Source organism: Algoriphagus boseongensis (genome assembly GCF_004362805.1).
Lineage (GTDB): Bacteria > Bacteroidota > Bacteroidia > Cytophagales > Cyclobacteriaceae > Algoriphagus > Algoriphagus boseongensis.
Genome location: NZ_SNYF01000005.1, coordinates 1,168,143 through 1,191,854 on the forward strand (window position 1 = coordinate 1,168,143; position 23,712 = coordinate 1,191,854).

21 protein-coding genes and 2 tRNA genes are annotated in these 23,712 nt (G+C 40.8%); 4 read left to right on the forward strand and 19 right to left on the reverse strand.

The genetic code is table 11. The features are described from left to right. Window positions 1–37 precede the first annotated feature (37 nt). Window positions 38–1,654, forward strand: a complete 1,617-nt coding sequence (locus DFQ04_RS05065) for an amidohydrolase family protein (protein ID WP_133553309.1) — start codon at window positions 38–40, stop codon at window positions 1,652–1,654. Window positions 1,655–1,981: 327 nt separating this feature from the next. Here the strand turns inward: DFQ04_RS05065 and DFQ04_RS05070 are convergent, their stop codons facing one another. The 5 genes from DFQ04_RS05070 to DFQ04_RS05090 form a co-directional block, all read right to left on the reverse strand. Further along, the gene (locus tag DFQ04_RS05070; protein ID WP_133553311.1) at window positions 1,982–2,323 is read right to left on the reverse strand and encodes a zinc ribbon domain-containing protein YjdM; all 342 of its coding nucleotides are present in this window, start codon (window positions 2,321–2,323) and stop codon (window positions 1,982–1,984) included. A 42-nt stretch (window positions 2,324–2,365) separates the two neighbouring features. Beyond that, window positions 2,366–3,220 carry a PIG-L deacetylase family protein gene (locus DFQ04_RS05075; protein ID WP_133553313.1) on the reverse strand — a complete coding sequence of 285 codons (855 nt, stop codon included), beginning with the start codon at window positions 3,218–3,220 and terminating at the stop codon, window positions 2,366–2,368. Further along, window positions 3,217–6,624, reverse strand: a complete 3,408-nt coding sequence (locus DFQ04_RS05080; RefSeq protein WP_133553315.1) for a HEAT repeat domain-containing protein — start codon at window positions 6,622–6,624, stop codon at window positions 3,217–3,219. The genes DFQ04_RS05075 and DFQ04_RS05080 overlap by 4 nt, the downstream gene beginning before the upstream one ends. A gap of 182 nt (window positions 6,625–6,806) precedes the next feature. Continuing rightward, window positions 6,807–6,878, reverse strand: a tRNA-Glu gene (locus DFQ04_RS05085). A 53-nt stretch (window positions 6,879–6,931) separates the two neighbouring features. Beyond that, window positions 6,932–7,003: transfer RNA gene (locus DFQ04_RS05090), tRNA-Glu, on the reverse strand. 185 nt (window positions 7,004–7,188) lie between these two features. Here DFQ04_RS05090 and gap point away from each other — a divergent pair. Then, window positions 7,189–8,214 (forward strand): type I glyceraldehyde-3-phosphate dehydrogenase, encoded by a 1,026-nt coding sequence (gene gap, locus DFQ04_RS05095; protein WP_133553317.1) that lies wholly within the window; start codon window positions 7,189–7,191, stop codon window positions 8,212–8,214. 1 nt (window position 8,215) lies between these two features. Here the strand turns inward: gap and DFQ04_RS05100 are convergent, their stop codons facing one another. From DFQ04_RS05100 to DFQ04_RS05125, 6 genes are all read right to left on the reverse strand, one after another. Next, window positions 8,216–8,845, reverse strand: coding sequence for a TIGR04282 family arsenosugar biosynthesis glycosyltransferase (locus tag DFQ04_RS05100; RefSeq protein WP_262709427.1), 630 nt, complete (start codon window positions 8,843–8,845; stop codon window positions 8,216–8,218). 136 nt (window positions 8,846–8,981) lie between these two features. Further along, window positions 8,982–10,280, reverse strand: coding sequence for a TRAP transporter large permease (locus DFQ04_RS05105; RefSeq protein ID WP_133553321.1), 1,299 nt, complete (start codon window positions 10,278–10,280; stop codon window positions 8,982–8,984). A 1-nt stretch (window position 10,281) separates the two neighbouring features. After that, a complete protein-coding gene (locus DFQ04_RS05110) occupies window positions 10,282–10,755 on the reverse strand; it encodes a TRAP transporter small permease (RefSeq protein ID WP_133553323.1) in 474 nt (157 codons plus the stop codon). Continuing rightward, window positions 10,752–11,738, reverse strand: coding sequence for a TRAP transporter substrate-binding protein (locus DFQ04_RS05115; protein ID WP_133553325.1), 987 nt, complete (start codon window positions 11,736–11,738; stop codon window positions 10,752–10,754). The genes DFQ04_RS05110 and DFQ04_RS05115 overlap by 4 nt, the downstream gene beginning before the upstream one ends. Then, window positions 11,738–12,406: a beta/alpha barrel domain-containing protein gene (locus DFQ04_RS05120; RefSeq protein ID WP_133553327.1), complete on the reverse strand. Its 669-nt coding sequence runs from the start codon at window positions 12,404–12,406 to the stop codon at window positions 11,738–11,740. The genes DFQ04_RS05115 and DFQ04_RS05120 overlap by 1 nt, the downstream gene beginning before the upstream one ends. Then, window positions 12,406–13,398: a sugar kinase gene (locus tag DFQ04_RS05125; protein WP_133553329.1), complete on the reverse strand. Its 993-nt coding sequence runs from the start codon at window positions 13,396–13,398 to the stop codon at window positions 12,406–12,408. Before DFQ04_RS05125 ends, DFQ04_RS05120 begins: the two co-directional genes overlap by 1 nt. 46 nt (window positions 13,399–13,444) lie before the next feature. On the opposite strand from DFQ04_RS05125, the gene DFQ04_RS05130 reads away from it, so the two are divergent. Then, the gene (locus DFQ04_RS05130) at window positions 13,445–15,073 is read left to right on the forward strand and encodes a UxaA family hydrolase (RefSeq protein ID WP_133553331.1); all 1,629 of its coding nucleotides are present in this window, start codon (window positions 13,445–13,447) and stop codon (window positions 15,071–15,073) included. Window positions 15,074–15,132: 59 nt separating this feature from the next. Here the strand turns inward: DFQ04_RS05130 and DFQ04_RS05135 are convergent, their stop codons facing one another. Further along, on the reverse strand, window positions 15,133–15,795 hold the full coding sequence (locus DFQ04_RS05135; protein WP_133553333.1) for a hypothetical protein: 663 nt from the start codon (window positions 15,793–15,795) through the stop codon (window positions 15,133–15,135). 139 nt (window positions 15,796–15,934) lie between these two features. After that, the gene (locus DFQ04_RS05140) at window positions 15,935–16,216 is read right to left on the reverse strand and encodes a DUF1330 domain-containing protein (protein WP_133553335.1); all 282 of its coding nucleotides are present in this window, start codon (window positions 16,214–16,216) and stop codon (window positions 15,935–15,937) included. Between the two features lie 42 nt (window positions 16,217–16,258). Here DFQ04_RS05140 and DFQ04_RS05145 point away from each other — a divergent pair, with 42 nt between their 5' ends. Continuing rightward, window positions 16,259–17,590, forward strand: coding sequence for a tagaturonate reductase (locus tag DFQ04_RS05145; protein WP_133553337.1), 1,332 nt, complete (start codon window positions 16,259–16,261; stop codon window positions 17,588–17,590). 1 nt (window position 17,591) lies between these two features. Here the strand turns inward: DFQ04_RS05145 and DFQ04_RS05150 are convergent, their stop codons facing one another. The 6 genes from DFQ04_RS05150 to DFQ04_RS05175 form a co-directional block, all read right to left on the reverse strand. Then, window positions 17,592–18,983 (reverse strand): TolC family protein, encoded by a 1,392-nt coding sequence (locus DFQ04_RS05150; protein ID WP_133553339.1) that lies wholly within the window; start codon window positions 18,981–18,983, stop codon window positions 17,592–17,594. Next, entirely contained in the window at window positions 18,980–20,335 is a 1,356-nt protein-coding gene (locus DFQ04_RS05155) for an HlyD family secretion protein (RefSeq protein ID WP_133553341.1), read from the reverse strand. Before DFQ04_RS05155 ends, DFQ04_RS05150 begins: the two co-directional genes overlap by 4 nt. Window positions 20,336–20,341: 6 nt before the next feature. Then, on the reverse strand, window positions 20,342–22,039 hold the full coding sequence (locus DFQ04_RS05160) for a peptidase domain-containing ABC transporter (protein ID WP_133553343.1): 1,698 nt from the start codon (window positions 22,037–22,039) through the stop codon (window positions 20,342–20,344). Next, a complete protein-coding gene (locus DFQ04_RS05165; protein ID WP_133553345.1) occupies window positions 22,032–22,709 on the reverse strand; it encodes a TetR/AcrR family transcriptional regulator in 678 nt (225 codons plus the stop codon). Before DFQ04_RS05165 ends, DFQ04_RS05160 begins: the two co-directional genes overlap by 8 nt. 147 nt (window positions 22,710–22,856) lie before the next feature. Then, complete coding sequence (locus DFQ04_RS05170; protein WP_133553347.1) at window positions 22,857–23,246, reverse strand: DoxX family protein; 390 nt, start codon at window positions 23,244–23,246, stop codon at window positions 22,857–22,859. A gap of 70 nt (window positions 23,247–23,316) precedes the next feature. Next, window positions 23,317–23,691, reverse strand: coding sequence for a DUF983 domain-containing protein (locus DFQ04_RS05175; protein ID WP_133553349.1), 375 nt, complete (start codon window positions 23,689–23,691; stop codon window positions 23,317–23,319). Window positions 23,692–23,712 lie beyond the last annotated feature (21 nt).

Genomic DNA, 23,712 nt, shown 5'->3' on the forward strand with positions numbered 1-23,712 from the left:
CTGAAACTCAATTATTTCATCTAGCCTTTTTAATCCCATGAAAAGAAAATTTTCTGATCTCCACTGCCACAATCACATGCGCGCTCATTTCCACATACAGGAAAAGGAGAAAAAATTTACCAAAAAAGGAGAGTTCAGCCCCTGGACTGTGATTGCTTCCAATTCCAAAAACAAAGACAAAGGAAAGATGGGGGCAAGCTACAGCCAGATTGATTTGGTCAAATGCTGGAATTCCAACCTTCGTCTTACTTTCAATTCCCTTTATCCTCTTGAAAGGCAGTTTGTTTTGGGAATGGATCCCAAAATCAAGGAAGACAAGTGGTATAATTTTGTAGCCAGAGGAATCTTGGGAGACAAGGGAATCCGCAGGGATTTGTTGCAAACGGCTTACATGCGAATCCCGGATAAGGTGGTGGATTATTTTCAATCGGATACTTACGATTACTGGGAATCCCTAAATCGGGAAAAGGATTTTGTGTTGATTGATTCCGGTAAACGGATTAAAAAGAATGAAATACATGTTCCTCAGGCACTTTTTGGAGATAAAAAAGCTGCCGAAAAGCGGGCAAAAGCAGATCCGAAATCTTATGTCGCAGAAGATGCCTGCTACCGAATTCCAGCCAATAAAGAGGAGCTAAACAAGTCCCTGGCAGATGATACGGAGATCACCATGATTCTAACCATTGAGGGAGCTCATTCCCTTGGGACGGATAAATGCAAATCAGTTCAGGACATCTCGGACCGCATTCAATTCATCAAAAACATGTGGGAGGTTCCGGTTTTCTTCATCACATTTTCACACCATTTTGACAATCACCTTTGTGGTCATGCCCATTCTATTCCCGGTATGGGAAAAATCCTGATGAGCCAGAAAAAGCACATGAATGAGGGATTTAGAAGAAATGGAAAACGAATCATTCGAGAGACACTTGGCTTGGATAGCAACTTAAAAATTGATCCAAAACTTGGGTACAGAATATTGATCGATGTCAAGCATATGGCAGCCAGATCAAGGCAATACTTTTACGAAATGGTCAATTATCTCTTGAAAAAAGGAGATCGAATCCCCATCATCGCATCCCATTGTGGGTATTCTGGAGTCAAAACTTTGGAAGACCACATCAAAAACGAGAAGCTAGAAAAGGATGACTATACTGATCCAAGCAATAAATTCAATGCCTGGAATATCAATATGTGCGATGAGGATGTGGAAATGATAGTCAAAACCAGAGGCCTGTTTGGGATTTCATTTGATCAAAGAATTCTGGGAATCACTAAAGCAGACTTGGAAGACGACAAAAACCAAACCCAGAAAAGAAATGGAATTCAGTTGATTTGGGAAAATATCGAGGGAATAATCAAGAGTGCCTATTCAAACCCCAAACTTTCCGAATCTGATAAAGAAAATGTGTGGAAATGCATCACAATCGGGACAGATTTTGAAGGCTTGATTGATCCGGTTAACCCCTATCCTACCGCATTGGAATATGAGCTAATGGCCAACAATTTGGTTTTTGAAATAGAAAGAGATCGAAAAGATCCCAAAAACACGCACTTATCTCGGTTTAAATCCCGTGAAGATGTAGAAAAATGGGTAGACGATTTTTGCTACAACAATGCCGAGGCTTTCGTGAAAGAAAATTATCCTGTATAGAAAGTTGGGAAGTAAGGAGGTCGGGAAGTATTGAAGTAGGATGTCCGATGACCGATGTGGGATGACCGATGTGGGATGTCCGATGTCTCGTCATTGCGAGGGGCGATTTTCAAGCTTTACTGAATCGAAATGCTGATGCCCCGAAGCAATCTTTTCAACTAGTGGGATGCGGGAGTGTCCGATGTTACGTCATTGCGAGGGGCGATTTTCAAGTCTTACTTAATTGAAATGCTGATTCCCCAGAAGCAATCCCCTAAATCTGAAATTGGATTAAGGAAATCCCTATGTCCCAATGTGGTTTAATTAGAGTGTTCTAAAGCTGGAAGTTTAGGCCTTTCTGACAAATTCCGATTTCAAAGCCATTGAACCGAATCCATCTATCTTGCAGTCGATATTATGATCTCCTTCGACAAGCCGGATATTCTTCACTTTGGTACCAGATTTTATGGGTTTAGGAGCTCCTTTTACTGGAAGATCTTTGATGATAACCACAGAGTCTCCATCCTGAAGGATATTTCCATTGGAGTCTTTGACCACCAACTCGGAAGAAACTTCTTCTTGCTCAGCTTCAGGACTCCACTCATGCCCACATTCAGGACATACTAAAAGATCACCCATTTCATAAGCGTATGCTGATTTACAAATTGGGCAAGGAGGTAAATTTTGCATGGGGCGAAAGTACCCTTTTTTGAATCGTGAAAAAAACCAAATCTACTTCACCTCATGGAAATACTCCCGATCAAAAATTCGGGAATAAATCCAGATTGGAACCTCCTTATGGTAGGGCATCAGATCTTTCAAGACCGCCTGCTGGGTTTCATGGGCAGCCATAACCTTGAGCAGGCTGCGAAAATAAGGCTGAGTATTCACTGAAAAATCAGGATAGGGCAATCCTTGGGAAAGGTCATCCGGGTAGTTTTTCTGAAATCCCGAGGAAAGTTTTAGAGCCACATCAATTTGATTGCTACAAAGCGTAACTTGAAATAGTCTCTTGGGAGAAAAATCGGGACTAGTCAAGTTTTCCTTAAAAACCTCTTCAACAGCCAATCCAGAAAGCCGATGATCTGGATGTCCATATAGTCCGACTTTAGAATCATAGGAAATCAATAGATCGGGCTGAATCTCCAGAATGATTTCCTTCGCTATTTCTTTCAGGGAGTCCAAGCCTATTGCAGTTAATCCTCCATCTGGATAGTCTTTTAGCAGAAGCTGATCTACTCCTATTTCAGCAGCAGAGTTTTTCATTTCTTCCGTACGAAGTCTAGCTAGTTCCACTTCATCTTCTATTCCGGCAGATTTTCCTTTTTCCCCTCTGGTCAGGCAAACCAGATAAATTTCATGACCCTGATCTTTAAGTTTCATTAATGTTCCCGCTACGGTCACCTCATCATCAGGATGGGGAAAAAGAGCCAAAACTCGTTGCTTCGGCTCATCTTCAATCAGATTGTTCCTTTGAGGGATTCCAGCGTCATGCAATTGCCCTTTTGCAAAAAGGATCAGAATCCAAGGCGATAGCAACAGGATAAACCCAATAATTCCTAAAGAGACAATCAGCCACTTTTTCATTCTGATCTTCTCAGACTACTCAAATAAGTAACCAAATTTCGGATATCTCTTTTGCTTAGGAGAGTTCCCATAGGAGGCATGCTGGATGCGGCCATTTGAGAGGATTTGACCTCGGATTTCAAAATGGATTTTTCTTCAGCTCCAATCTTTACTTTGAATTCAGTGTTGGATTCATCCATCAAGGTACCGTTGATTTTATCACCCGAATTCAGTTCAATCGTGATGAAACCATAGCCAGGAGCCAGACGCTTACTAGGTTCTACCAAGGCAATAAGCAATTCCTCCCGTGAAAGCTTATTCCCTATACCATCCAAAGGAGGACCTGCATTACCACCCATATCGTCGTAAGCATGGCAGCGAATACATTGGGCAGTTTGATTTTCAAAGAAGGTAGTTCTGCCAGCTCTAAAATTCCCTTCAGCCAATGCTCCAGCAAATTTCTTCCAAGGTTCATCTCCTGCTTTTTTGTCCAATGCAGCTTCAAATTTTGTCTTCAATTCAGCAGATCCTGTCGCGGTTATTGCTTCCTCAAGTTCTATCCAAGTGACTTCCGGAAGTTTGCCCTGATCAAAATCAGCAAGCAATGTATTCCAAACAGGTAAGCTCTGACTTCCTTCCAAACCTCCCAAGGTCAATAAAGCAGTTTGCTTTTCAGGGTTGGTTCTGTTTTGGATGATATCTGTCAACAAGGCAACTTTTTGATCATTTGGCAGAGAAGTTTGAGCTAAATGTCCTAGACCTGCAACCCGAACAGCTTGGGATTGATCTTTCATTGCCAAGGAAATGGCTTCTCCCAAATTACTGGCATTCAAGGCAACCAAGGAGTTTAGCGCCTGGATCTTTACCTGATCAGAAGGATCGGACTTAAGTTTGGTCAAAAGCAATCCTTCAGCATCTTTTATTTCAAGCTTACCGAGAGCCTTGGCCGATTCTAAGCGAAGGTTTTCCTCTTTGGCATTGATTTGTGAAACCAAAACTGGTTTTACCTGGTCACGAATCAAAGCCGGATCACGGGTCACGGGACCTCTGTATCGACCATCTACCCGGTCTACTAAAGAAGGCTTAGCCCAGGTCCCAATAGCCGCCAGTGCTTCTCTTCTCAACACTTCAGGTGCATTTGGCTTTCCTAAATAAGCTAGGATTTGGTTAAGGTTTTCAGCATTTCCAACCCGCTGGTTTGCACTAATAGCTCTTCGAATCAAAGGCTCATTTTGGAAAGGGGTAGTACTCAAAATCGATCCCAAAGCCGGCAAAGCAGCCGGAACAGAAAAATCATCATGAATGGCTCTTGCCGCTTCAGTTACAATATATTCATCTGAATCATTCAAGAATTTGGCTAATTCAGGGGATTCCAGTCTTCTTAAGGCCAAAACAGCTCCCATTCTGACAGCCTTTGAAGGATGATTATAAAGTGAAGCGATAGGTTCTACCTGTCCAATTCTTGATAAAGCCAAAGAGGCCGCATGACGGATATAGGCATCCACATCGTTATTCGCTTCCAAAAGGGAAATCAGGGGTTGAACAGCTTTTGCCTCTTTACTTCTTCCCAAGGCTTCTGCACTAAAGAAACGTACACGGGCATTTTCATCTACCAACCCTTTGATCAAAGGATCTCCTGCTTTGGAATAGCGAATATCTCCAAGCCATTTTGCTGCCTGGGCTTTGATCTCCGGATCTGAATCATTCAATAACGGAACCAAAGCATCTGCGTAATCCATATTTTCCAATCTGGCCATCTGGCTAATTCCAACAATGGCGTGAATTCTTGCGAGTTGATTGGACTTATCTTGAATTACAGCCTTGAAGGTTTCAAAGCCTTTCTTTCCTCTTTTCGCCAACTCAAATTGAGCTTTCCTTCGAATTCTCATGTCTTCAAAGGAAAGTTTGGATTGAAGTTCCTTTTCGGAATGCTTCTTATAGTCAGCCTTGATTTCTGCCGCAGTTTGCTGTTGCAAAGTCCATCCTTTGGCTGTTTCATCGGTAAGTTTCCATACTCGACCATAAAACTTATCATCCCAACCATTGATCCAATCGGCCATATACAAAGCTCCATCCGGACCAAAATCAATTCCTGTTGCCAAAAATCCTCCAACAATTTTTTCAGTTTTTGTCAATTCAAAACTCGCTCCTTTTGGCTGAAGCTGGAAAGCGTGAAGACCGGAACTAGCTGGGCTACCCACAAACTCAACAACGAAAAAGTGATCTTTCCATCTTTCTCCCAAACCGGCACCTGGATTAAAAACCATCCCAGTTGGGCCACTTACATAATTCTGAATACAAGGAGTAATATAAGCTGCTTGCCCTTCAAATCTTGGCAAGAAAAGCTTCTCATCCATCCATACTTTGTAGGTGTTATTTTCAGGATCTCTGTATTTTCCAAACTGCCAATTGATTCTCCAACCTGTATCTGAACCATTGGTGAGGTAAACCAATCTTTCTTTTTCTCCTGCATGGTCGCCATCATTATCAGCAGATATCAGGTTGTTGTATTGGTCAAAAACGAATTCATGGGTATTTCTTACACCCATAGCAAAAATTTCAAAATCACTTCCATCAGGATTTGCACGGGCAATTACTCCTCTATTTGGATATTTCCATTCTGTCCCATCAGGACCTTTTCCATTAAAACCTATATCCCCGATTCCCCAATAAATTCTTCCGTCAGGGCCCATTTCCACTCCGGACATTCCATGTCCACCAAACCCAATGTGTACTCCATAGCCATAGGAAAGGGATTGCTTCTCGTCCATAATCCCATCCCCGTTTTTGTCTATGAGCTTCCACATATCTGGACCTGCAGCCACATAGAGCGCATCTTCAGTCTCCATGATTCCTCCAGCCACATCCACAACCTCGTCATTGAAGTCCTGAACCATCAATTGTGACCAATCAGCCAAACCATCACCATCGGTATCACGAAGTTTGTAAACCTCATTTTTTTCGATGGTCATATCTCTCCAATCATGGGAACCATCTCCATTGAGGTCCTTAAGCCATGTATTTTCTGAGCTTCTTTCCGGAGAAAGCTCATCTCGAAGGAAGGCTCTTTTGTCATCTATAGTCTGAATGGCTATAGATCTGATTTCCCAGGATTGGTGGCCTCGGATATCGAATTCTGAGTTATTTCTTCTAGGAGATCTGGAATAAAGGATATCTCCTTCATCATTTACCTGAAGGGCAATTGGATCTTTTACCAAGGAATCCACTGCCCAAATTTCCAATTTCAAACCCTCAGCAAGGGTTGGATTGATTGAATTTTTGGCTACTTCCACTAAGGGAGCAATCTCTTCTTTGGTGAGTGTGTGAATTCTGAGATCGAATGGTTCTTCCTTTTTACAGGCAATTAAAAGAAGTGAGAAAGCTAAAGGAGCAAAAAGCTTGGAATTAGAATAGGTCTTGGGCATAACTGACGGCAATTAATTTGGCAAAATAAAAAAATTGCAAAAGAGATAGTTGCCGCTGGTATAAATGGTTTTAAAAACAAAAAACCCGATCAAGGATCGGGTTTTTGTTCACTTTAACCACTAACAACCATAAAACAAAAATAAGTTTAAGACTACTCGGTGATTGAGCTTTGATGTCTTAGTAGTCCGTACGGGAATCGAACCCGTGTTTTATCCGTGAAAGGGATACGTCCTAACCCCTAGACGAACGGACCATGGGGTAAAAATTTCAAATTAGCCTAAGATCAAATTGATTTTCAGCTTGTTGTAGTCCGTACGGGAATCGAACCCGTGTTTTATCCGTGAAAGGGATACGTCCTAACCCCTAGACGAACGGACCATTAAAGACCCCGAAAAACGTGCTTTTTCAAAAGGTTGTGCAAATATAGGCGGTCAGATTTATAAAGCCAAAATAGCCGCAAAAATTTCTTTGGAATTTCGGTAATCCACTGAACCAAAGCCCTAAAAAATCAATTGATTTAGCTTTAAGACTTTTAGCTAATTTCGTCTTTGAAAATAATACCCATGAATACCCTATCAAAAAAAGTAAGAGTTGCTATTAATGGTTTTGGTAGAATCGGAAGATACACTGCCAAACTTATTCTTGATCATCCTAATATGGAATTGGTTGCAATCAACGATTTAGCCAATCCGGAATCAATAGCACACCTACTCAAGTATGATTCAATTCATGGAAAGTTTGAAAAGTCAATCCATCTGGATCTTCCATTTCTAAACATAAATGAGCAATCTGTCCGGCTTTTTCAACTCGGAAATCCTGAGCAGCTCCCATGGAAGGAATTGAAAATTGATTTGGTTATCGAATGTACGGGGAGATTTACAGATAGAGCTGGAGCAGAAAAACATGTACTTGCCGGTACAAAAAAAGTAATCATCTCTGCTCCAGCAGCAGATGATAGCATTCCAATGGTGGTTCTTGGGGTAAATGACCATATTCTCACTGGAAATGAAACCATCATTTCCAACGCCTCCTGTACCACAAACTGCCTCGCTCCTATGGTCAAAGTATTGGATCAAAATTTTGGAGTGATCAAGGGATATGCTTCCACCGTTCATTCCTATACCAATGACCAAAATCTTCATGATGCGCCTCACCGGGATTTAAGGCGTGCAAGAGCAGCTGCTTATTCCATAATTCCAACGACTACCAATGCTGGTAAAGCCCTGGATAGAGTCCTACCTGAAACTTCTGGAAAAATAGAAGCCTCTGCCATGCGAGTTCCTGTTCCTGACGGGTCCTTGACAGATCTTATTGTAGAGTTGAAAACTGAGGTTTCCGCGGAAGAAATTAATAAGGCGTTTAAAGAAGCTGAAAGCGGAGAACTGAAAGGATATCTTCTGGTGGAGTCTGATCCAATTGTATCCATGGACATCATCGGAAACCCTCATTCCTGCATTATTGATGAAGCCCTAACCTCAGCAAAAGGCAACTTGGTCAAAGTGGTGGGATGGTACGATAACGAATCCGGCTATGCTAATAGGTTGGTGAACTTGGCTGAGAGGATTTTTAAGTCTCAGAACTTAAATTAGCCTAATTCATCTTTGAAGGATTATTCGGTTTAGATTTCAAAAATTGATTCCAATCCTCCTCGGTGTCTATATCCGAAAGACGAGGCAAAAATTGATAACTCAATCCTTCTGAATTAGCTCTTGAAACAGTTTCAATAAAAACCTTAGGGGTACTCCATTCCATATTTCTAAATATGTTTGGAACATTTTTTTTCAATCCCAAAAGGTAATATCCCCCGTCCTCAGCTGGCCCGATTACCAAGTCAAAAGAGTTTAATTTCTCAAAGGCTTCCAGGTAAATTGTCGAATTTAAATAAGGGCAATCGGTTCCTATAATCAAGGCTTTAGGAAATCCCAAATCGAAAACCGAGTTAAGGGCATTCTCCATCCGTTCTCCTAGGTCCTTTCCTGATTGAACTTTCAATATCCAATCGGACTGAGTAAAATCCTCAGGGACATAATCGGAAAAGAATAAAAACACCTGGGCATCAAGGGAATAAATAGATTGATACGTAAGATCTACTAGCTCCTGGTAAATTTCAAAAGCTTTTTCAGAACCCATTGTGTCAGCTAACCGAGTTTTCACTTTACCAAGTGTAAAGTTTTTCTGGAAGACAATTATCGCTTGTTTGGATCTTTGTAGCTTGGACACCTCTATTGAAATCGAATTATAAATAAATAGTTAGTAAAGTTAACTGCTCCTTTCAATATCAAATAAAATACTGCTTAAATTATTAGTCTTTTAAAAGACTGCTAACAAAAAAGCCCTCTCCCGAGGGCTTTTTGTTTTAAAGGAGATCAAATATCCTCGGTAAAATCAAGGTAATTTCAGGGAATATCATAATCAACGCCAAGGCCAAAATCATCGCCAAAAAGAATGGCAATAGCGGTCGAATAACCTGAGTAAGGGATATTTTAGCGATTGATACCCCAACGAACAAAAGAGAGCCGACAGGAGGAGTACAAAGTCCAATACAAAGGTTAACCACCATCATGATTCCAAAATGAACTGGGTCCACACCTACCTTGGTCACCACAGGTAAGAAGATTGGAGTGAAAATCAAGACAGCTGGAGTGATGTCCATAAAGATCCCCACACCCAATAGAATCAGATTAATCAATATCAGAATCACCCATTTATTATCACTCACATTGAGCATAAAATCACTGATCATTTGAGGAATATCTTCTGCAGACATCACCCATGACATGCTCATAGAAGTACCGATAAGTAGCAAAACAACAGCTGTAGTTTCAGATGCTCTTACCAAAATCCCCGGAAGCTCTTTTAGCTTTAATTCCCGATAGGCAAAAGATAAAACCAAGGTATAAACCACTGCAATTGCTGAGGCTTCAGTTGCGGTAAAAACACCGATTACAATTCCTCCAATCACTACAATCAATAGGAACAAACTTGGAACAGCTCTCCAAAAAGACCTTCCCAATTGAGCCAAGGTCACTGTTTCTCCATTCGGTAAGTTATTCTTTTTGATAAAAATCGCCGCACAGGCCATTAAAGAAAGTCCAAGTAAAAGACCGGGTAAATACCCCGCAACAAACAATGCAGCTATAGATACTCCTCCACTTGCAAGGGAGTAAATGATCAAGACATTAGAAGGAGGAATGATTAATCCTGTTGTGGAGGAAGTGATATTCACAGCAGCGCCAAGAGTCTTCGGGTATCCTTCGTCATCCATTCTTTTTCCCAAAATACTCCCCAATGCTGAGGCAGCAGCAGCAGCCGAGCCCGCAATTGCCCCAAATAACATGGAGGCAATAATATTTACATACAAAAGACCACCCGGGAGACGTCCTGTGAGACCTTTGGCAAAATCTATCAATCGATTGGCTATTCCACCCCTGTTCATGATTTCTCCAGCCAGCACAAAAAAAGGAATTGCCAATAAGGCAAAACTATCCAAGCCAGTGGCCATCCTTTGGGCAATGGTAGTGGAAGCTGGTAAAGCAGCCACGGTGATAATTAGGGTAAAGAAACTGGAAAGTCCCAAACTCCAAGCCACTGGAACTCCCAAAATCAGGAGCGTTACAAAGCTTAAAACCAAAATTGCGATACTGATCCACTCCATCTTACTCTTTGTTTTTTAGTAGTTGAACAATGTGAAAAAGATGGTAGTAGACTACCAAAACTCCAGAAATGGGTACAATCCCATAAATCCAGCTTAAGGGGATTTGCAGAGTAGCTGATTTTTGCTGGAGAATCTGAGTGATGTAAACCAAATTTCCACCTCCCCAAATCATGATCACTGCACCAAAAAACACCACCATTCCATGAATGAAAAGCTGCAAATACAACAATTGATTTCCCTTTAGTTTTTCAGGTAAAATATCAATGGCCAAATGACCATTCTTTCCTGACACATAGGCCGCTCCGGCTAATCCCAACCAAACCATCATGTATCTTGACAATTCATCTGTGAATGAACTCGGGTCACCTAGCACGTATCTAGAAAATACCTGCCAGGTCACATTTATTACCATCAGGCCCATCAACACAGCGATCAACCATTGGATAAATTGGTCTAAAATCAATTTTAATTTCATTCTCGGGTATTTTGGATCCGGTCGATTAATATTCTCAATTCTGGACTTTCTGCTTTAATGGTTTCATACAAAGCCTTGACTCCTTCAGCAAATGGCTCTTTTGAAGGATAGCTGATTTGAACTCCGGCTTTTTGAACCTCTCTCATGGATTCATCCACAGATTCCTTCCAAAGTTTTGCCTGATAAACCGCCGACTCATCAGCAGCTTCCTGTAGCCACTGCTGCTCTTGCTCATTTAATTCCTCCCAGACTTTGGTACTCACCAATACTACATCCGGAACAGCCGTATGCTCATCGATTGAATAGTACTTGCAGACTTCATAGTGGCGGGAGTTGTAAAAACTCGGTGGATTATTTTCAGCAGCATCTACTATCCCCTGCTGAAGTGCGGTATATAATTCTCCATAGGCTACAGGAGTGGGCGAACCACCCATGGCACGAATCATATTGATAGCCATTTTCGATTCTTGAACTCGAACTTTTAATCCAATCAAATCTTCAGGCTTTTCTACTGGCTTGTCCTTGGTATAAAAGCTTCTTTTTCCAGCATCATAAAAACACAAACCTCTCAGCCAAAACTTTTCACAGCTTAAAAGAAGTTCTCTTCCTATTTCCCCATAAAGAATCTGTTGGATATGCTCATCGTCCCGAAATAGAAAGGGAATGCCAAAGACACTGATTTCAGGGGAAAATGCCTCTAAGGATGCTGCAGAAACCTTGGTCATGCCCAAACTTCCGATTTGTAGCAATTCCAACAGCTCCCTTTCCGTACCCAATTGTTGATTTGGATAAACTTTTACCTTGATCTTTCCACCTGACTTTTCCTCCAATCTTTTGGCAAGAAAAACCATTGCGTTGTGAACAGGATGAGACACGACTTGTGCATGACCCATTTTGATGATTTTCACCCTGGAATCACTCTTGCACCCTATAAAGAAGGATATTAGGAAAAGGGCAACTACTAAAGATTTTATTCTGGTCATTAGGGTTTTGATTCTCGAATGGATTCGATAATATTCATTGCATTCTTAACCATATCCTGAATTTCTCCAAAGGCTCCTTTTGCAATCAAATCCTTTCGGAAAAGTTGAGAACCCATACCTACACAAAGGACTCCTGCTTTAAACCACTTGGTAAGGCTTTCGGCAGTTGGCTCTACACCTCCTGTTGGAATGATTTCGATTTTAGGCAAAACGGCATGAACGGCTGGTACAAATTCTGGTGTTAAAATGTTTGCAGGATAGATTTTTACTAATTGGGAACCAAGTTCTTGCGCAAAAAAAATCTCGGAAACGGTTCCGCATCCCGGGATCCAAGGAACATCCACCTTAGCACAATATTCACCAAGTTTTGGATTCATCACGGGTGCCACGACAAATTCAGCCCCCATATCAATAAACTCTTCAGCTTCGAAAGGATGGTAGATTGTACCGACGCCCAAGTAAAGCCCGGGCATTCTGTCAGCAGCCTCACGGATTTTAGGAAAAATCGATTTGGCCTCTTTTCCACGATTTACCATTTCAATCACCCGAACTCCTCCCTCATAAGCAGCAAATAGTAAGTCCAAACAAACTTGCTCATCTGGATGGAAAAAGATTGGCATCATGCCACCTGCATGCATGCGCTGGATAAATGGCGTTGGATTTCTCATTACCGTTTTATTTTACCAACTGATTCTCCGTTAGCGAGGTCTATAACTTCTTGGACTGAACAAATCAAAATATCACCTGGAACACTATGCTTGAGTGCACCAGCTGCCATAGCGAATTCGATAGCTTCTTTAGGCTTAAAATGAAGTAATCCATAGATAAGCCCGCCAGCAAAAGCATCTCCGGTCCCTACCCGATCCACAATGTGAGTCAATTCATAGGATTTAGAGGAATGTGATTTCTTGCTCCCAAACAGAGTCCCACTCATAGTATTATGTGAAGAGCTATGAGATTCCCGATCAGTCTTGACTATATATTCCAAATTTTTAAAGCGATCAAAAGCATCCTTCTTGGCTTCAGTGAAATTTTTATGGTTTTCATTCAAGCATTGATTGAAATCGCGGGTTCCTGCGATCATCACTTGGGTTAACTCCATCAATTTGGGCATAATGTCATGAGGAGCTTTCCCATATTGCCAAAGATTGCTTCGGTAATTAAGGTCCCCACTGATTTTTATTCCCTTTTCAAAGGCCTTTTCTAAACCCTGGAGTGTCAAATCAGCGCAGTTTTGGGATAAAGCTGGTGTAATGCCAGACCAATGAACCCAAGCTACTCCTTCAAGTATTTCATCCCAGTTAAGCGCAGAAGGACTCAAGTTTGCAAAAGCAGAACCAGCTCGATCATAAATGATCTGGCTACTTCTCTGCATAGCTCCATTTTCCAAAAAGTAAACTCCCATTCTACCAGGAGCATACTCCACGAAGCTGGTGTCAATTCCATTTTTTCTCAAATGACTCTTTGCAGCCCAACCGATCTCATGATCTGGAAATGCAGTGACATGGGCCACATCCAAACCCCAATAAGCCAAAGCTGCTCCCACGTTTGCTTCAGAGCCACCAAATTCGACCTGAAAGGAATCAGTTTGGAAAAAACGCTGGTTTCCGGGAGGTGAAAGTCTAAGCATGACTTCACCTAAGGTTATTACTTTCTTCATAGAAGAATATTTTTCTCTAATTTGACCAAGTTAAGCAATAATACAAATGAACAACACCGTCCTGCTTTTGGATTCTTTAGACAATGTCGGAGTGGCTTTGGCCGATCTTCATGCTTCAGATTTAGTTGAGATCAATAGGAAAACGATTCATATTCAGGAGTTTGTACCTGCAAAACACAAATTTGCGATCACAGATTTAAAGCTCGGGGAGGACATTTTCATGTATGGAACTATCGTGGGAGAAGCGACCGAGGAAATTCCTTGCGGACATGCAATTACCCTGAAAAATATCCGACATAAAACGAAATCTTATCAGGTTCAAACTGGGAAATACCAATGGTCTCCCCCTGATGTAAGCAAGTGGAGAGATCGGACTTTTTTAGGATACAAAAGAACTGATAACCAAGTAGGTACATCAAATATTTGGCTGGTTTTCCCAATGGTTTTTTGTGAAAACACCAATATAAAACTGCTGGAGGAGGCCTTTGAAAAAGCCCTGGGATTCTCCAAATCAAACCCCTTCGAAGACCAGCTTAAGGAATTAATTTCGGGTTGGAAAGGTGAAAAATTTACGGAAACGGTTTCGCAAAAAAGTCAGACTTTTCGCTCCAAAATCTTCCCAAATCTGGATGGAATCCGCTTCTTAACCCACTCCATGGGTTGCGGAGGAACCAGACAAGATGCAGAATCTCTCTGCGCACTTTTAGCGGGATACATTCATCATCCCAACGTGACTGGAGCAACAGTTATGAGCTTAGGCTGCCAAAATGCGGAGGTCAGAATCCTTCAGGAAAAATTGAAAGGTTTAGGCTGCGACAAGCCTCTAGTAATCTGTGACCAACAAAATGAAGGCACTACAGAAGTTTTGTTAGAAAAAGCTGTTAAAGAGACCTTTGATCAGTTGGTGGAAGCCAATAAAATTCAAAGAGAGCCTGCACCTCTTAGCAAATTGGTAATTGGTCTGGAATGCGGCGGATCGGATGGATTTTCAGGAATCTCCGCTAATCCGACTTTAGGAAGGGTTTCTGATTTATTGGTGGCTTTAGACGGAACAGCCATACTTTCAGAGTTTCCCGAACTTTGCGGAGCTGAAGAAAACCTAATCAGTCGGTGTAAAACTCCTGAATTGGCAGATAAATTCATCCATTTGATGGAAACCTACAATGACGCTGCAAAACGTGTGGGGAGCGGTTTTGATATGAACCCAAGTCCTGGGAACATTAAGGATGGACTCCTAACAGATGCTATTAAATCCTGTGGAGCGGCTAAAAAAGGAGGTTCTGCTCCCATTTCAGATGTTTTGGATTATACCGAATACATCAAAACCCCAGGTTTGAATTTGCTATGTACCCCCGGAAATGACGTGGAAAGCACAACAGGTTTGGCAGGTAGCGGAGCAAATATCATTCTTTTCACTACTGGATTGGGTACTCCAACAGGAAATCCAATTTGTCCGGTAATTAAGGTATCAAGCAATTCAAAACTTGTCCAAAAGATGCCTGATTTGATAGATTTCAATGCGGGTACCATAATTACAGGTGAAGAAACCTTGGAGGAAGCTGGAGACAGATTGCTGGAACTTATTATCCAAGTGGCTAGCGGAGAGGTTCTAACAAAGGCAGAGGAAAAAAAGAATTACGATTTTATCCCCTGGAAAAGAGGGGTATCCTTATAAAACAAAAAAGCGGCTCTGGATTTCAGAGCCGCTTTTACTTGTAAAGGGTGATTGAGTTGTTATTTGTTAAACTGGATTTGAGCTTTTACAAGCGTCGTTCCCTGGCCATTTGCGCCACTAACATTTCCAAAAACAGTTCCAGTTCCCGTGGCATCTACGAAGATTCCTGTCCCACCGACAATCTCGATTTGTGCCTCAAAGGAAATATTCCCCTCCAAATCAAACTGAGCCTTATTCAAAATATTATTAAAATAAATAGTATTCCCTTTTCCGTCAGTAGTCAAGGTACTTACGAGCTTTGGGTTTGAATTTATTCCTGCCACATCTAGTCCCAATGCAGTTAATTGAGGGGCAAAAAACTCAGTAACAGGAGCCGCTATTGTATAGACTACTCCATTTTCATCCGGTTCACCGGTAGCATATTGATTAAAGAAGGAATAGCTTTTACCAAGGTAAGTAGCATTACCCATTCCAAATCCAGGAAATGCATAGGGAGGAATTCCATTGGATCCAGCAATGCTTTGATTTGAAAATTTCTCCTGATAAACAACCCCATTAGGAGCCTTTCTGAAATTCTCAGATCCTGCTACAAGTTCATTGATGGATTCAACTACTGCTTTTTCCTCAACTGCAACCGGACTTGTTTCCTCCTGCACACATGAATTTAGGATCAATACCATAGACAAGCCTAGTATTGACCATTTTAAGTAACTCTTTTTCATTGGATTAACATTTAAAGATGATTGGATTTTTTTGACACGTTTTTTACAAAATCTATAAAGTATTTCTTGGTTGAATCAGGTAGTGTTTTCACAAATAGTCTGATTATTGCATTTCATACCAATAAAAATGCCAAAAAACCTATCCAACAATAAAAAAGTTGGCGGATGAGGCCTTTTCTCGAATTTTCTTAGCCTCTTGGTAATTCTTGGAATTATACCATTCAAGGGCTTTCTCTCTACTCGGAAATTTTAATAACACCATTCGATCATGCTTCCACTCCCCTTCCAAAGCCTGCACCGGAAGACCTCGAATTACGAACTCTCCTCCATAAGGAAGTAGGCTGTCGGGTGTCAGCTTTTTATATTCTTCATAAACTTCATTATCATAGATATCGACTTCTACCAAAATATACGCTTCCATAATTTGTTGATTATAATTTGAACTAAGCTGTAGAAAAATTTTATGACTCACAACGATGCAATCCATATTCTTCAATTCGGCACAGGAAATTTCCTAAGAGCATTTTTTGAACCTATGGTCCAGGATTTAAATGAATCAAATAATCAACTGAATATCTGTATCATACAGTCAACATCAGGGAATACACTTGAGAAACTTCAGGCACAAAATTATCAATATCACGTCTTAGAAGCTGGTATAAAAAATGGTCAAAATGTTCAGCAAATCAGGAAAATAACTCGCCTTAAAGACGGATTAAAACTTCCTGAAGAGCAGGAAAAATTTTTAGCCTTTGCTGAAGTTTCTTCGGTAAAATGGATCATATCCAATGTAACTGAAGCCGGAATGGTCATGAAAAAAGAAGGACCTTTTGAAAAATTTGCGGAATCCTTTGCGGGAAGATTGACCCAATGGCTTTACAGAAGATTTACCCAAAACCCCTCCTTAGAAACAGTAATTCTTCCTTGTGAATTGATCACCAAAAACGGTGATCTTTTGAAAAGCTTTGTCCTAGAGCATTCCCGAAATTGGAGTTTGGGAGAAGGTTTTGAAAGTTGGCTGAACCAAAAAGTTTTTTTCTTCAACAACCTCGTTGATCGAATTGTACCGGGATATCCTTCTCATTTAGAATTGGAAGAAAAGAAAACTGACTCCCTTTTGGTGCAAACTGAACCCTATTCCTTTTGGGCCATTGAAGGAAAAGAATCGGATAAAATCCTATTGCCGTTTTTAGAAAGTAAAGCTGAAGTAATTTTAAAAAAAGACATCAGTCCTTATGCCCTTAGAAAAATCAGAATCCTAAATGGCTGCCATACCTATATGGCCGCAAAAGGTCTGGTTTTGGGTTATATTTCTGTGGGTGAGTTTATGGCCGATCCAAAAAATGAGGAAGTTTTAAATTCCTTAGTGGATCTAGAGATCATCCCATTTCTTGGAATGGATGAAACTGAACTCAAAAATTACAAGCAGGAGATTTTCTCGAGATTCAAAAATCCCTTTGTGGAACATAAACTGGCTGATATTAGCCTTAATTCAATCGCTAAATTTAAAAGCCGCTTACTGCCTCTAATTGAACCGTATAAAAAGTCAAATAAAGGACAATCCCCAAAAGAAATTTCAAAGGGGCTCCTATTTTTAATTCTGTACTATCTGGAAAACCCTGATAAAATTAGAGATACAGAGGAAGTGAAAGCACTTTTTAGTCAGTTATCTGAAGAAGTGAATAAAAAAAACAAGGTCAAATATGTTATTGAAAACCTGTTTGACCTGGAATGGAATTCTTCTTTAGAGGATACCTTCGAAGATGTTCTTGAAGAAATTAAAAAATCCAACTAGCCTATTCAAAACCAAGACCTGCGGCATACCTTGCTTTAGCGTAGGTGACACGAAGTTTGGATGCTAAGTCATTTAAAGTCACTCTGGAATCAAAAACAGAAACCTCTCTTGCATTGACCAAGAATAAGCTACTCTCTCCTATTTCAAACCTTCTGTTTTCACCCTGAAGCAAAGCCTCCAAACTTTTAACGTTCTCCTGGAAGGTCAAAACTTGCTGATTGATCACATTCCAATTATTCAGTTCGGATTCCAATTTATTTCTCAGCTGCAATTCCTTTAGATCTCGGGAGTTTTGCTTAAAGTCTATCTTGGCTTTAGTCAGCCCAATGGCTCCTCTGGATTTTCTCCAAAGCAAAGGAGTATACACCGAAAGCCCCCATTTGTAATTATTTTCAAAGAAAGGCGATTGATCAAACTCTGAGAGATTCTCGGTCAAGAAGTTGTACTTCAATTTTACCACAGGGATAACCTGCTGTCCTTTAAGTCTCCGATCCACATCCAAGGACGCCAACTCGTAATCAGTCAAAAGCAATTCAGGATGTGTAACCACAGAAGTTCTCAATTCTGCAAATTCAGGCTGGTTTAGAAAATCCTCAAACAAACTCTGAGGATTTATCGAAGGATCTAAAGCCATAGGCTGTCCTTCCTCATCCCAGAGATAAGTGTTCACCTCCTGAGTTACTGCGAAGAGAATATTTTCAGCAGTTTGAAGTCGGTATTGGCGGTTTAGAAGCTGAGAAAAAGCTTCTACCGTATCAATTGCAGCGAAATCGCCTTGCTCAAAACTTCTTTTAATGGCCTTAAACCGGAAAGTGGCTAGTTCGACTCCTTCTTGAAAGACTTTGAGATTTTCATAGGCCAAAGACCACCTCCAGTACGCATCAGCCGCCATCAAATGAAGTTCATTCAACATCTTGGCGCGTTCCACTTCAGTTGACTCCTGATAAATCTGAGCTTTTCTCAAAGCAGCCCTTCTCTCATCCATGATAAGACCCTGCCCTAAGTTGACGGAGGCTCCAGCTGCAAACAAACCTGAAGTAGGAACTTTGTTTTCTGGGTTTAGAAAAGTACCTGAATTCTGCTCGAAAGTTCCGGACAGCTCCACTCCCATCCAGGTTGGAATTTTGACACCCGCTTCACGCTTGTCGTAATAATTGGATTCGGAAAATTCTTTTTGATCAAGGTTTCCAAAAACCATAGGATCAAATCCTCCCCGGGCTTGCCTTACTTCCATTTGGCCCATTCTCAAGTTTAGGTCCGCTTGGGATGCAATAGGATGATACAACCTCACCCATTCCATAAACTGCTCAAATTCAAGACGTGAAGAATCTTGGGCAAAAGCATTTATGGAAAGGAAAAAGAAATAAAAAACTGCTATAAGCTTATTTCTCATTTTTTACTGGAGGCTGATTTATCCTTTTCTTCTTGTGTATAATAATCGGCTGGGAAGCCATTGAGCTGACGCCATAGTTCGTACCAAACAGGAACATCATTCAGCAAGGCAATACCGTCCGCGCCTGATCCAATTCTCAACAAATCTGGCCAACGATCCTCTTCTGGGTCCTCCACCACCAATACGCGATACATGTTATTTGGTCCTGCAAATTGGTCAATCGCCACTACCACACCACCAAAGGTACCATTGGAAATCTGTGGCCATCCAGAAAACACGATAGCTGGCCAGCCATCAAAAATGAAACGAACTCTATTTCCAACCTTGATTAGGGGAAAATCTACCGGCTGAACATACATTTCAACCGCAAGGTCCGCTCCATTAGGGACGATATTTACAATTTCAGCTCCTTCCTTAATAGTCTCGCCAATCCCGACCTGAATCGCTTTAGCTATATATCCGGACTGTGGTGCTAATATGTATCGATAATTCGTACGCTGAGCATAGTTGGAATACTGATTTTCCAGCTTGGTTACAGTTGCCTCTGCATCAAATTGAGAGGACATGGCTGTGTACATATCCGATTCTGCCTTTGCCAATTTGTCCTTGAAATCATTGTCAATAGCGTCCAATTCAATGATGGCTGTGATCAGGTCATTTTTACTGCTGAGCAATTTGTTTTCAGAGGAAATTAACTTGGCCTGTACTTCTTGGAATTTAAGTCTTCTTCCCTCCAGATCAGTCAAAGATCTAAGTCCTTCCTCATAAAGCTTTTCAGCCCGCTCCATCTGATATTTCCCGATATCGAAATTGACTTTAGCCTGCTCAAACTCAATAGAATCTGACTGAACCTTCAATTCGGCGGATCTGAGTTTATTCTGAGCCTGCTGAATTTTTAGAATATTATTCCTTTTCAATGCTTCAATTTGGTCCTGAAGGGCTCCGACCTTGTCACCATAAGACCTTGCAGATTGGGTTTTCGCATCTACCTGCATTTGAGTTCTTGGCAAAAGCAAAGAATCAAAATATTCATCTTTGACTTCAGAAATCCTCAAAATAGTATCCCCTGCCTGCACCAAATCCCCTTCAGCCACGTACCATTTTTCTATTCTTCCTGCTATAATCGAATGGATGGTCTGAGGTCTTTGATCCGGACGAAGGGCCGTGACATATCCCTTAGATCGGATATTCTGAGTCCACGGCAAAAACAACATCAAAAACATGGCGATCAAAACCCCAGTAAGGATTCTTACCCGCTTTTGACTATCCTTTTGCGGCAAAGTCATGATCAAACTTTTGGATCCGCTAAAAGGAATGGAGTCTAAAATTTTATTATTGGTGATATTCAGCATGGCGGATTAATTTTTGAAATTTTTATAACCCTCATAATTTCCTTGATAAAGCACTTTACCGGAGTCCATCAGGATCACCTTATCTGCTTTTTGAATTATCTCTTCTTCTTCAGAAACCATAACCAAGGTCCAGCTTCCTTTGAAGAAAAAGTCAACCAAACTAGCTTTCAATTCAGGCTTGATAAACTGCAAGGTGTTTTCCATAATCAATGCTTTTGGATAACCCACCAAACCTCGGGCAGTAATGATCTGCTGAGCTACAGATCTGGAAATTCCCTTTCCCTCGGGTTGAAGCATGGTATCCAGACCATTTGGAAGGTGATAGATAAAATCCTTCAATCCAGTTAATTCAATGAGATAATCCAGTTGGGTATTTTCAAAATCTCTTCCGATTAGAATATTCTCCCTGATAGTTCCGTGGAAGATTTGCTGGACATCCAGAAAATCTCCCACCATCCCCCTATATTTTTCAAGATTGATGTACTCCAAAGAAAGATCATTAACCAAAACCTTTCCTTCATAATCCTCGTAAAGACCAGCAAATAAGGCCAGAGTGGCACTTTTTCCACTTCCGCTTTTTCCGGTTATGACTACTTTTTCACCAGCTTCAATAGCAAGGTTCACTCCTTTTAGAATTGGAGAAAGTGCATCTTGAGGCTGAAAAACCAAATCCTGCATGGCATACTTTAAGCCCCCATTTTCTGATTGGATCACCTTTTCATTAGAGGAATGATGCTCCATATCCAAGTCCATCACATGACCTAATTTTTCAACTGCCACCAAGGTGTCATAAACCGTTTCAAGAGATAGAATCAACTTCTCCACCGAGTTGATGACCAATACAATGATGACTTCTGCAGCTACAAACTGGCCTATGGATATCTGGTCATTGATAAGAAGTAAACTTCCCGCCAAAAGTAAGCTGGTGACAATAAGTACTTTAAAGCCGACCATTACCTTGTACTGGAAAATCAGCACAGAAAAGTGTTTGGAACGGAATTCCACATATTTCTGAAGTAGCTTATCCACTCTTAAAATCGGAAGGCGGGTATGTCCAACCAATTTAAACGTATTCAAAGTCCTTCCAACCTCCTCCAACCAATAGGCCGCTTGATACTTATAAGAAGATTCTTTCATCGCTGTTTCCATTCCCTTAGGTCCTGTCAGATAAAAAATTAAGGTCAATAGTCCGATCAGAACAAGCCCAAAAAGAATAAAAGTAGGATGGTAAATAGATAAGAGAAGTAAACCGAAAATCACTTGCAGAAGGGCTGCAGAAAATTCAATCAGGATTTTTGCCATCCCTTTTTGAAGGTTCACCGAATCAAAAAATCGGTTAACGATCTCAGGAGCATATTCCCCATGAAGAATCTCGGTTTTTACTTTTGGTAAGCGATAGGCAATGGAAAGTCCAGCTTTGGTGAAAATTCTTTGCTGCAATTTTTCCATGATCTGCAACTGAGAAATCTGAAGGAAACCACCAAAAATCACCCCCAAAGCCACAATAACGACCAAAATCACCCAGGAAGTAGTAATCCTTCCCCCTAAAATAAAATTCAGAATAGCCTGAATTCCCAAAGGCAAGGAAAGGGTAATGAGCCCGTTCAGAACAGCATAGAAGTAAATGGCATAGACCTGTTTTTTCTCCTCTTTTAAAAGACTAAAAAACCTGGCAGTCGGAGTTAGATCTGAGGAATTATGCATTGGAGATTGTTTTTACAACAAGTTGGTGAAAGAAATGATAACGACCACTACCCTCAGCGTTGGTTTCGGTCATTCCGGGTAAATGTTTGGAATTGAATTTTTGTAAAAGAGAGGATTCCATGACTGTTGAAACCAATGTTTTCGGAAACTTATAGCTTGGATTAATTTCTTGAATTATTTCAGAAATGCGTTCACCGAATTTGTAAACCTGAGAGAAAATTCCTGATTCATGCTCGGTATCTACACTCTTTGTAAGATATCCTTTTATGGATTCATTGACGACTAATTGATGCAATTGAATTGGGTCCAGGTAATCATTTTTACGATAAATCGGCCCTTCTACCATCAGCCGAATAGCAACTCCCAAACGCTCTTCCGGATCCTGAAGATTCGCGGTAGAAAAAACTAAATTATGCTCCATCCAAGACCAATACCAGGCATTTAGATATAAAAGCAACATGTGTTTGTTATCAAAATACCGATATATCGCAGGTTCAGTGCTTCCGATTGCAGCCGCTAGCTTCTTGAAAGTAAAATTCTCCATTCCCAATTCTTGAATCAACCGAGTTCCTTCTTTTACAATAGAAACTCCCAAATCAGAACTGAAGGGGTCTTTTACAAACAAATTACCGCTGACATCCACTCGGATCTTTTTAAGGATAGCTTCCATCTAGCCTGTTTTTCAGATTCACTAAGTTAACGGGAGCTTAAAAGGAAAAGTTTGTAAATCTTTGATTTTTGTTAGTAATATTAACTGAATTAATAATAAAAATCTAAAAATGAGGTAATTACGAAGTTTAAATAGGGAATAAAGTTACTAGGAACCAGTCTTACTAACCCAGATTGCCCAAAAAATGAGAAGTGGATGAACTACCACTAATCTGACCCAACCTACCCATTCTGGTACGCAAAGTCCCTCTTGAACACAAGAACCAATTTGGATAAAATAAACATGGGAAGGAATAAAAGCGATAAGGAGGATCACGATTCCCCAGGATGCCATTTTTCTGGTTTTGGGAGAAACCAAAACTCCCAAGCCTAATGCCACTTCAAGAATTCCTGATCCCAGATTAATTGCAGAAGGAAATGGAAAGTAATCGGGAATCAGAGGAAGGTAAAACTCAGGATTAACAAAATGATTAATTCCTGCTACTGTGTAAAAAATTCCTAAGGAATATATCAGCAAAATTCTAATCCAACTCGACATTTTGGTTTCAATGAAGTTTCTCTTCCTCAACAACAAAATCACCAAGTAGTTTGAAAAGAGGCTCTGAAACTCAAAATCCCCGGTATTTCAGCTTTCCTGCAGCGTATTGATAGAGGGTTTTTGAATACCTCAACATCGCGGGTAGAAGAAAAATATTTAATACAACCACGGTACCGATATACATCCAAAGCTTCGGCTCTTTTACCAAAACTGTCACGGATACCATGGAAGTAATTACCAAGGCCACTGAGAAGGCATAACTGATATACATGGCTCCATCGTAAAATCCCGGTTCCGGAATCAAGTTGGCTCCACAAACTTCACAATGTTTATTTACTGCGGTCAAACGGTTGAAGCTAAAGGCGGATACTGGAAAAAGTTTGCCATTTCGGCATTTGGGGCAGGAACAAGTGGCGATTGCTTTTCCTAAACTGGTAGTGCTCATTGGTTTTTTTTCGAATTTAAA